This window comes from Brevundimonas sp. EAKA, assembly GCF_000698025.1.
Lineage (GTDB): Bacteria > Pseudomonadota > Alphaproteobacteria > Caulobacterales > Caulobacteraceae > Brevundimonas > Brevundimonas mediterranea_A.
This window is the reverse complement of sequence record NZ_JMQR01000109.1, coordinates 1-10,075: the sequence shown is the minus strand read 5'-3', so window position 1 is coordinate 10,075 and position 10,075 is coordinate 1. Positions and strand designations below refer to the sequence as shown.

The 10,075-nt window shown below is 67.0% G+C and carries 10 protein-coding genes; 4 read left to right on the top strand and 6 right to left on the bottom strand.

Annotation, left to right across the window (positions count from 1 at the left end; all coding sequences use genetic code 11):
• The 3 genes from ER13_RS13490 to ER13_RS13480 form a co-directional block, all read right to left on the bottom strand.
• The coding region (locus ER13_RS13490; RefSeq protein WP_035310019.1) for a ThiF family adenylyltransferase at window positions 1–695 on the bottom strand (695 nt) is incomplete at its 3' end.
• Between the two features lie 38 nt (window positions 696–733).
• Entirely contained in the window at window positions 734–1,144 is a 411-nt protein-coding gene (locus ER13_RS13485; protein ID WP_008261602.1) for a BLUF domain-containing protein, read from the bottom strand.
• An 82-nt stretch (window positions 1,145–1,226) separates the two neighbouring features.
• The gene (locus tag ER13_RS13480; protein ID WP_155988159.1) at window positions 1,227–1,637 is read right to left on the bottom strand and encodes a BLUF domain-containing protein; all 411 of its coding nucleotides are present in this window, start codon (window positions 1,635–1,637) and stop codon (window positions 1,227–1,229) included.
• 132 nt (window positions 1,638–1,769) lie between these two features.
• On the opposite strand from ER13_RS13480, the gene hslV reads away from it, so the two are divergent.
• The gene (gene hslV, locus ER13_RS13475) at window positions 1,770–2,324 is read left to right on the top strand and encodes an ATP-dependent protease subunit HslV (protein WP_008259677.1); all 555 of its coding nucleotides are present in this window, start codon (window positions 1,770–1,772) and stop codon (window positions 2,322–2,324) included.
• Between the two features lie 21 nt (window positions 2,325–2,345).
• Here hslV and ER13_RS13470 read toward each other — a convergent pair whose 3' ends face one another.
• Complete coding sequence (locus ER13_RS13470; protein ID WP_035310016.1) at window positions 2,346–2,579, bottom strand: hypothetical protein; 234 nt, start codon at window positions 2,577–2,579, stop codon at window positions 2,346–2,348.
• Window positions 2,580–2,735: 156 nt separating this feature from the next.
• Here ER13_RS13470 and hisS point away from each other — a divergent pair, with 156 nt between their 5' ends.
• Window positions 2,736–4,226, top strand: coding sequence for a histidine--tRNA ligase (hisS, locus tag ER13_RS13465; protein WP_035310014.1), 1,491 nt, complete (start codon window positions 2,736–2,738; stop codon window positions 4,224–4,226).
• A gap of 372 nt (window positions 4,227–4,598) precedes the next feature.
• Here hisS and ER13_RS13460 read toward each other — a convergent pair whose 3' ends face one another.
• Window positions 4,599–6,719, bottom strand: coding sequence for a M13 family metallopeptidase (locus ER13_RS13460; protein ID WP_035310012.1), 2,121 nt, complete (start codon window positions 6,717–6,719; stop codon window positions 4,599–4,601).
• Between the two features lie 155 nt (window positions 6,720–6,874).
• On the opposite strand from ER13_RS13460, the gene ER13_RS13455 reads away from it, so the two are divergent.
• A complete protein-coding gene (locus ER13_RS13455) occupies window positions 6,875–8,710 on the top strand; it encodes a cation:proton antiporter (protein ID WP_035310010.1) in 1,836 nt (611 codons plus the stop codon).
• 200 nt (window positions 8,711–8,910) lie between these two features.
• Window positions 8,911–9,552: a TetR/AcrR family transcriptional regulator gene (locus ER13_RS13450; protein ID WP_035310008.1), complete on the top strand. Its 642-nt coding sequence runs from the start codon at window positions 8,911–8,913 to the stop codon at window positions 9,550–9,552.
• Between the two features lie 71 nt (window positions 9,553–9,623).
• Here ER13_RS13450 and ER13_RS19055 read toward each other — a convergent pair whose 3' ends face one another.
• Window positions 9,624–9,875: a Smr/MutS family protein gene (locus tag ER13_RS19055; protein ID WP_255347096.1), complete on the bottom strand. Its 252-nt coding sequence runs from the start codon at window positions 9,873–9,875 to the stop codon at window positions 9,624–9,626.
• Window positions 9,876–10,075 lie beyond the last annotated feature (200 nt).

The following is a 10,075-nucleotide window of genomic DNA, read 5'->3' as shown; positions in this document are numbered from 1 at the left end:
CCCACCCGCCCGGCCGCCGCCAGGACGTCGCAGAGCACGGGCCCGCCGGCGAGGCGCGCCCCCGCCCGGTTGATCGGCGGGAGCGTCCCCAGCGCCGCCATCGACCCGACCTCGCCCGCCAGGGCGCCGACCACGCCGACACGGGCGCAGGTCTCGGCGTCCGGCGGAACCTCGGGCACTAGGCACTGGTAACAGGGCCGACCGGCGAACACCCCCACCTGGCCGCTCCATCTCCCCAGGGCGCCCGAGACCAGAGGCTTGTCGGCCGCCACACAGGCGGCGTTGACGATCAGCCGGGTCTCGAAATCATCGGTCCCGTCCAGCACGATGTCGAAACCGCCGATCCGATCGGCGGCGTTGTCCGGCGTCAGCCGTTCGGCGAAGGTCTGGATCGTCACATGCGGGTTCAGCCCGCCCAGGCGTTCGGCGGCCGCTTCGACCTTGGGCCGGCCCACCTCGGGCGTGGAAAAGGCGATCTGGCGCTGCAGGTTCGACAAACCCACCACGTCGTCGTCGATCAGACCCAACGTCCCGACGCCGGCTGCGGCCAGATAGAGGGCCGCCGGTGCGCCCACGCCGCCGGCCCCGACGATCAGCACCCGCGCGCGCTTCAGGGCCTGCTGGCCCGGCCCCCCGATCTCGGACAGGACCAGATGCCGGGCGTAGCGTTCGACTTCGTCTTCAGAGAAAACCATGCCCTTCTCTAGCGAGCGGCAGGCTTGGGCGCGAGGCCTCAGGAGACGGCGGCCAGGCTCCGGCTCGCCTCCGACACGATCCTGTCGGCGCTCGCGCTCACGCTCGTATGATCCAGCCCCTCGGCCAGCAGGCGCTCCAGCCCCGGCGACGCGTCCGTCTGGGCCATGGCCCACCCCGGGAACAGGCGCTGATCGATCACAAGCTCGGCGAGGATGCGGATATTGGTGTGGCGTCGATCGGCGCGCAGCCGGCCCATCAACCGATCCAGGTCGACCCGCGCGCCCTCAATGGCCTGAAAGAACCGGCCGTCGTGGCGCATCAGCACCCCGGTCACATGATCCCGGCGATTGTTCCGGTCCGACGCGCCGATGATGTCGATCAGGGGCAGCAGGCCCACGCCCGCGTCGCCCACGGCGTCGCTGACATAGACAATACGGAACAAACTCATTGATTACTCTTACGCTTTTACAATTTACAGCCACAAGGACCGAAGTAAGGCCATAGAGTTAACGAAACACGCAGCAAAGGCGTCAGACCGCACAGCTCGAGACACGCAATCCGTCGCAGGACAACAGCCGCTCCAGCACCGAGGCGGCGAGCTGGTCCAGTCGGCGACCGCCCAGATATTCGCCCGCCTGATGAGGCGACATGGCGTTGAGCTTGACCGGCTCGGCCACACGACGGTGCACGATGGGGCGATCCTCGACGATCTTGAGATTTCGGTGACGACCGTCCGAAAGAAGGCGCGCGATCAACCGATCGAGGTCCGCGCGCATGCCTTCCAGCATCATGGCGGCCTGACCCTCATGAAACATCATGGCGCTGCCGATCATGTCGCGACGGTTGTTGCGTTCAGACGCGCCGAGAATGTCAGCCAGCATCAAGGGCGAGCGTTCAACCGCCGCGACTGTTTCACTCACGAGAAGCACGCGATAGAGCAATTTTCGATCTCCCATGTCGGATCTTCCGGTCAAGGATGGCGCGTTATAAGAGAAACATGGGTATAAATATGACGACGTTATCCGGCGTCGCGCGCTCTTGATCGACGAGGCCCGTCGCGCCATCTGCGGATCATGACTCAATCGAATTTTCCCGACTGGCACGGCACCACCATTCTGGCGGTGCGCAAGAACGGCCGCACCGTCATCGCGGGCGACGGTCAGGTCTCCATGGGGCCCACCATCGTCAAGGGCGCGGCGCGCAAGGTGCGGACCCTGGCGGGCGGCAAGGTGCTGGCCGGCTTCGCGGGCGCCACAGCCGACGCCTTCACCCTGATCGAACGGCTGGAGGCCAAGCTGGAGCAGTATCCGGACCAGTTGGCGCGGGCCTGCGTCGACCTGGCCAAGGACTGGCGCACCGACCGCTATCTGCGCCGGCTGGAGGCCATGCTTCTGGTCGCCGACAAGTCGTCGATCTTCACCGTCACCGGCGTCGGCGACGTGCTGGAGCCTGAACACGGGGTCGCCGCCGTCGGCTCGGGCGGCAACTACGCCCTGTCGGCCGCCCGCGCCCTGATCGAGGAGACCGACCTCGACGCAGAGGCCGTCGCCCGCAAGGCCATGAAGATCGCCGCCGAGATCTGCGTCTATACGAACGGCAATCTGACGGTGGAGACGCTGGAGCCCTGATCGGCCCGCGACGGGCTCAGATCACGTCGGCGACGGGACCCAAGGCCTTGACGTCCGCCCCCCGGGCAAAGACGCCTCCTCGACCGGATAGCCCTGGGACGACGCCCAGGATCGAGCTTCGCCGATGGAGAAGAAGGCCTGTTCGCGGATGCGTCGGGCGCCGTCCTCATCGACCAATTCGCATTCCCACCACCGGATGGTCCGGTGATCGGAGGTGATGCAGGTCTTGGAGACGAGGACGGCGTGTGGGGTCATGGCGCGAAACAACGGACAGCGTTTCGCCTTTGTTCCTTCGCGGTCCGGTTTTTCTTTGCAGGAACAACAGGCTGCCTGCAATTCACAGGCGTATGCGCCCTGCATGGCCGCCGGCGATACGTTGCGATCATCTCCCCCTTGGCTTAAGCGCGCGCCATGACCGATGACGCCCCCCTTCGACCCCTCGCCCGCAATCCGCGCGGCTTCGCCGACAAGCGCGGCCGCGACCTGACCGCCGAACGCCGCATCGTGGCGCGCGTGTCGGAGGTCTATGAGCGCTGGGGCTTCGAGCCGCTGGAGACCCCGGCCTTCGAATACGCCGACGCCCTGGGCAAATTCCTGCCCGACGCCGACCGGCCCAATGAAGGCGTGTTCGCGCTCCAGGACGATGCGGGTTCGGACGAGCCGGGCGAGTGGATGGCCCTGCGCTACGACCACACCGCCCCTCTGGCCCGGTTCGCGGCCCAGACCTGGGAGACCCTGCCCAAGCCGTTCCGCCGCTACGCCTATGGGCCGGTGTGGCGCAACGAGAAGCCAGGGCCGGGCCGGTTCCGCGAGTTCTGGCAGTGCGACGCCGACACCGTGGGTTCGGACCGGCCCGAGGCCGACGCCGAGATCATCGCCATGGCCTGCGAGGGTCTGGGCGCCGCCGGCCTTGATGCGGGCCAGGCCCAGATCCGCGTCTCGAACCGCAAGCTGTTCGACGGTCTGTTCGACGCCGGCGGCGTGACCGAGGCGGGCCAGCTGCTGACGGCCCTGCGCGCCATCGACAAGTTCGACCGGCTGGGCTGGGACGGCGTCGTCCAACTGCTGGGCGAAGGCCGGCTGGACGACTCCGGCGACTACACCAAGGGCGCAAGCCTGCCGGCCAGGGTGACGGCCGCCATCGAGGCCTTCCTGGCCTCGGCCAATACGCCGGGCCTGTCACGAGCCGAGACCCTGGAGGCCGTCGCCCGTTCGGGCGACCTGGGCGCGGCGGGCGAGGCGGCGCTGAACGAACTGGCCGCCATCGACCGGGCGCTGGGCGCCATGCGGGTCGGCCAGGAGGCGGTGAAGTTCGATCCCACCATCGTGCGTGGGCTGGAATATTACACCGGCGCGGTGTTCGAGGCCGAACTGTTGCTGGACACCGTTGACGACAAGGGCCGTCCGGTCCGGTTCGGCTCCATCGGCGGCGGCGGGCGGTATGACGATCTGGTCGCCCGCTTCACCGGCCAGAGCGTGCCCGCCACCGGCTTCTCCTTCGGCGTCTCGCGCCTGGCCTCGGCCCTGCGCGCCGCCGGCCGCGGGGCGGAAGACGCCGTGCGCGGCCCCGTCGTCGTCATCGTCTTTTCCGACAACGACATGGCTCATTATCTGGCCGCGGTCGCCGAACTGCGCGCCGCCGGTATCGCCGCCGAGCTCTATCTGGGCCGTGCGGGCATGAAGGCCCAGATGAAATACGCCGACCGTCGCGGTTCTCCGGCCGTCGTCATCCTGGGCGGCGATGAGATTGCGGCGGGCGAAGTCACCATCAAGGACCTGGCCGCCGGCCGCGCCGCGGCCGCCGCCATCACCGACAACGACGCCTGGAAGGCCGAGCGTCCGGGCCAGATGAAGATCCCTCGGGAGGGCCTGATCGCTGCGATCAAGGCTATTATCGAATAAGCTTCGAGAATAACTTGCGCGAAATATGACTTATCAATGATAAGTCGAAGAAAGTTCGACTCCGCCCGATACGTGCGTTGACGCCGCAGGGTCCGATAGGCCAAATGAACTCACTCGAGGGCAAGCGTTGCTCAAGCGCGCAGCACTCGAAGGCGTTTCGGGGAGGAAACGTCCGCTCTTCAAAGAGCGCGAAAGCCCGCTGCGATGTATCCCCCGCAGCGGGCTTTTTCGCGCCTGGAGCCGCCCGCGCCATGGACAATATGTAGACTATTTCGATGTGGTCTCGAGGTTTCCGGGGCGATTTGTCGAGGCGTCCGCCATGAAAAAGGCCGGGGCGAACCCCGGCCTTTTCCGTTCTCGAATGGGCGCCGCCTACCAGATGCGGACGCGCTCTTCCGGCGTCAGATAGTATTTGGTCCCCGGCTCGACGTCGAAGGCGTCGTACCAGGCGTCGACGTTGCGCAGCGGGCCGATGACCCGGAACTGGGCGGCCGAGTGCGGATCGGTGGCGACCTGCTGCTTCAGGGCCTCGTCGCGATATTTCGACTGCCAGACCTGGGCCCAGCCGTAGAAGAAGCGCTGGTCGCCGGTCGTTCCATCCAGCACCGGGGCGGGCTTTCCGGCCAGCGACAGATGATAGGCCTCAAGACCCACGGCCACGCCCGAGGCGTCGCCGATGTTCTCGCCCATCGTCAGACCGGGGTTGATGGTGTAGCCGGCGATCGGTTCGTAGGTAGCGTATTGCGCGCCCAGACGGGCGGTCAGGGCCTCGAAATTGGCCTTGTCCGCAGGCGTCCACCAGTTGCGAAGCACGCCGTCGCCGTCGGACTTGGAGCCCTGGTCGTCGAAGCCGTGGCCGATCTCGTGGCCGATCACGCCGCCGATGCCGCCGTAGTTGACCGCCGGGTCGCCGTTCGGATCGAAGAAGGGCGGTTGCAGGATGGCGGCCGGGAAGACGATCTCGTTATTGGCCGAGTTGTAGTAGGCGTTCACCGTCTGCGGCGTCATGCCCCATTCGGTCTTGTCGACCGGGTCGTTCAGACGGGCGAGGTCGTAGTTCCACTCGAACAGACCGCGCCGCTCGGCGTTGCCGACCAGGTCGTCTGCACGGATATCAAGGCCGGAATAGTCGCGCCACTTGTCCGGATAGCCGATCTTGACGGTGAATTTCCGCAGCTTCTCCTGGGCCGCCGCCTTGGTCTCGTCGCCCATCCAGCTGAGGTTGTCGATGCGGTGCGACAGGGCGGTGCGCAGATTGGCGACCAGGTCTTCCATCTTGGCCTTGGACTCGGCCGGGAAATACTGGGCGACATAGAGCCGGCCCGTCGCCTCGCCCAGCGAACCCTCGGCGAAGGAGATGGCGCGCTTCTCGCGGGTGCGCTGTTCCGGCTGGCCCGACAGGTCACGCGAGCGGAAGCCCCACTGGGCGTCCGAGAACCGTTGCGACAGCAGGGGGGCCATGTCGTCGGCGGTGTGGAAGGCTTCCCACGCCTGGAGCAGTTCGATCGGCGTCTCGGCGTAGAGGGCCGCGATCTTGGGCATGGCCGTGTCCTGACGCACGATCAGGCGGGGCACGCCGCCCAGTTCGGCCGCATCATAATAGGCCTGCCAATCGAAGCCGGGCGCATCCTGGGTCAGTTTTGCGATGGTGACCTCGTTATAGGTCTTGTCGCGGTTGCGGTTCTCGACCGGCGTCCAGTGCGCCCCGGCGATCTTGGTCTCCAGAGCGACGATCTGGGCGGCGGTCTCGACCGGGTTCGCCCAGCCGATCATGCCCAGCATGTCGGCGACATAGGCCTGATACTTCTCTTTCTTGTCGGCGTAGCGGGCGTCCAGATAATAGTCGCGGTTGGGCAGGCCGATGCCCGACTGACCGGTCGAGACAACGTAGCGGGTCGGTTGTTTCGCGTCGATGGTGATGCCGGTGCCGAAGAAGGAGCCGCCGAAACGGCCGACCGTCTGGCCCATGTAGACGGCCATCTTATCATGGCTGTCGGCGGCGCGGATGGCGGCCAGATAGGGCTGCAGCGGCTGGGCGTCCAGCTGATCGATGCGCGCCTGGTCGATATAGGACCGATAGGCGTCGGCCACCTTGGCCTCATCCGAGCCGGGCGTCAGGTCGGTGCGTGCGGCCAGACCCGTGACCAGTTCCTTCATCCGGTTATCCGACAGTTCGCGCAGCAGGGCGAAGGAGCCGTAGCTGGTGCGGTCCGAGGGGATGACCAGCTTGTCGAAGGCCGCGCCGTTGGCGTAGCGGAAGAAGTCGTCGCCCGGGTTCACCGAGGTGTCGCGGCCGTTCAGATCGAAGCCCCAGGTTCCGTAGCGGGGGGCGTCCACGCCCTGCCAGCCGGCTGCGGTCTCCTCGCCCGAGAACAGCGAGACGATCGAGCAGGTCTCGTCGATACAGGCGTGGTCGTGGTCGATGTCCTGGGCGAAGGCGGCGGCAGGCGCCAAAAGGGCGCCGACAGCGGCGCCGATAAGCAGTCTTTTCATCACTGTATCCTAGGTTCCACCCCTGAAGCGGGCAGGTTGGAGCGGACCCTAGACCCGAGGTTGGGGCTGTCGCCTTAAAAAAAGTTCATGAAACGGTCGCGACGTCTCGCCAGGGACGGCGGTTCCGGGTCACATGCCGGGGATACGGAGGGCGAATGCAGGGGCACGGCGCAGACTACAAGGATCTGGTGGTCTTCCTGGCGGCGGCGGGGGTGATCGTACCCCTGGTCAACCGACTGAAGATCAGTCCGGTTCTGGGCTTTCTGGCCGCCGGGGTGGTGTTGGGCCCCAGCGGGCTGGCGCGGTTTTCGGACACGCTTCCCTGGCTCTCCTATTTCACCATCAGCGATCCGGTTCAGCTGGCGCAGTTGTCGGAACTGGGCGTCGCCTTCCTGCTGTTCATGATCGGGCTGGAGCTGTCGTGGGAGCGGCTGCGCGCCATGCGGCGGCTCGTCTTCGGCCTGGGGCTGATGCAGGTCGTCGTCTGCACCCTCGTGCTGGCGGGCCTGTTCGTGCTGCTGGGCCAGAGCCTGGTCAGCGCCGCGGTGCTGGGCATGGGCCTGGCCCTGTCCTCGACGGCGGTCGTCATGCCGGTCCTGGCCGAAAGCGGGCGGCTGAAGGGTACGGTCGGTCGGTCGACCTTCGCCATTCTGCTGGCCCAGGATCTGTCGGTCGCGCCCATCCTGATCACCGTCAGCGTGATGGCTGCGGTCGCCCAGGCGGGCGGGTCGCTGGATCCGGCGGTTCTGGGACGGTCGCTGTTCACCCTGGTGCCGGCCGCCATCGGCCTGGGCCTGCTGGTTCTTATGGGTCGTGTGGTGCTGCGGCCGATGTTCCGCTCGGTGGCCCAGGCGCGCAAGTCGGCGCAGGGCGGCGAGCTGTTCGTCGCCGCCAGCCTGCTGGTCGTGGTGGTCGCCGGACTGGCGGCCCAGGCCAGCGGCCTGTCGATGAGCATCGGCGCCCTGGTCGCCGGGGTGCTTCTGGCCGAGACCGAGTTCAGGCGCGAGGTCGAGGTCTCCATCGAACCGTTCAAGGGTCTTTTGCTGGGGGTCTTCTTCGTCGGGGTCGGCCTGGGCCTGGACCTGGGCGCGGTCGCGGCCAATCCGGTCCTGCTGTTCGGCCTGGCCCTGGCCATCACCGTGGTCAAGACCGGCGTCATCTTCGGCCTGGCGCGCCTGTGGGGCCTGGGCGCGCGCCCGGCGCTGGAGACCGCCCTGGTCCTGGCGCCGGCGGGCGAGTTCGCCTTCGTGGTCTTCGCCACCGGCATGGTCGAGGGGATCGCCCCGCCGGCCCTGACCAGCACCGTGGCCCTGTCGGCGACCCTGAGCATCTTCTCCATTCCCCTCCTGGCCCTGCTGGGCCAGAGGCTGTCGCGCGAAAAGGCGCCGGCCCTGCCGACCACGCCCGAGGGCGCAGCCCCGCCGGAACAGGCCGACGGCGCCGTCATCATCGTCGGCTTCGGCCGGGTTGGACGACTGATCGGGGAGCTGCTGAAGGAACACGACCAGGCCTTCATCGCCCTGGACACCGACGCCGCCGCCGTGGCGGCGGGACGTCGCGACGGATTCGACGTCTTCTACGGCGACGCGGGTCGCGCCGAGATGCTGGCGCATTGCGGCGTCCTGTCCACCCGCGCCCTGATCGTCACCATGGACGCCCCGACCAAGGTGGACGAGGTGGTGACCACGGCTCGCGCCTTGCGCGACGACCTGATCATCATCGCCCGCGCCCGCGACGACCAACATGCGGCGCGCCTCTATGCCTTGGGCGTCACCGACGCGGTGCCCGAAACGACCGAGGCCAGCCTGCAGCTGGCGGAGAACACCCTGGTCGATCTGGGCGTGCCCATGGGCCTGGTGCTGGCCTCGATCCACGAGAAGCGGGATCAGTTTCGCCGGACCTTCCAGGCCGCCATACCCGCCGGAGGACGCAGTAGAACCACCCGCGCGTTGAGAATGCCTCAGATGGGGACAGGTAACCATAACAGTTAAGCTTAGAAATCGGGCCGTTAACCGCGACATTAGCTTTTGCGACCCATTTTCGTCATGGTTCCGTGATGCAAGCCCTGCTTCAGCATCGCGCGGTTGGCGGGCGAAGCAACATAACGTCTCGCCTCGCGGTCTAAGCGACTGACCCAGTCAACTTCGGGCCGTCAGGGCTTCCGAAATGCGTAGAGTAAAAGCCTGATTTCATGACCGATACCGTTCTCTCGACCGAAGCCGCTCCCCGCCTGAACCGCCGTCAGGCCGCCAAGGTCCGGACTCGCCAGAAGGTTCTGGACGCCGCCCGCTCCCTGTTCGCCGAGCGCGGCTATGAGCCGGCCACGATCCGCGACATCGCCAAGGGCGCCGGCATGTCCACCGGGGCGGTCTTCGCCAACTTCCAGGACAAGGCCGAACTGTTCGAAGCCGTCCTGACCGAGGACATGACCCGCCTGGCCGAGGTGGTCGCGGCGGGCGCGCCCCAGGGCGAACCCGTTCGCCAGCGACTGCTAGGCGCCCTCAGCGCCGGCTATCACTCCTCGCTGGACCAGTTGCCCTTGTTCCAGGCCATCGTCGCCCGGTCGTGGTTCCAGCCCCTGGCCGCCGAGATGCGCGCCCGCGCCGCGACCAAGAACCTGCTGCTGGCGATCGGCGGCATCCTCCAGGAAGCCGTCGCCAAGGGCGAGGTGAACAAGGACGCCGACATCCGCCTGCTGGTCGAGCTGATCTGGGACGCCTATCTGTCGAACTACCGCCGCGCCGCCTATGACGAATGGGACGCTCAAGCCCTGTCCGACCATATGGGCAAGCAGATCGACGTGATCCTGGCCGGCGCGCTGTCCGCCAAATAATCCAATCGAAGCGCCTGAAAAGGTCGGGGCCGCCGCGCGGTCCCGGCCTTTTCATGCACGGCGTTCCGCGTTCAGGCCTTACGCTTCAGGGTGACGTAGAAGGCGCCGTTGCCGCCGTGCCTCTGATGGGCGACGGTGAAGCCGGACACGACGCCGCGCAGGCCCGGCGACTGCATCCATTCCCCGAACGAGGCGCGGATCACTCCGCCGCCCAGCCGTCCCTGGCCGGTGATGACCAGGACCGCCCGCATGCCCCGCGCCTGGCACGACGTCAGAAAGGCCTGCAGCTGATCCTCGGCCTCGAACCGGCCGAAGCCGTGCAGGTCGATGCGCGCCTCGATGGGGTCCCGCTCGCGCGACAGCCGGTGTTTGCGGCGCGGCTCCAGATCCTCGGGCGCGGAGCGGACACGGGAGGCGGCGGCTGCCTCTTATACACATTTGACGCCGCCGACGGACGAACACTGTTAAACCCGTGTGTCACAGGAACCCAACAAACAAAGACAACGAAAGTAATATTGGTGCA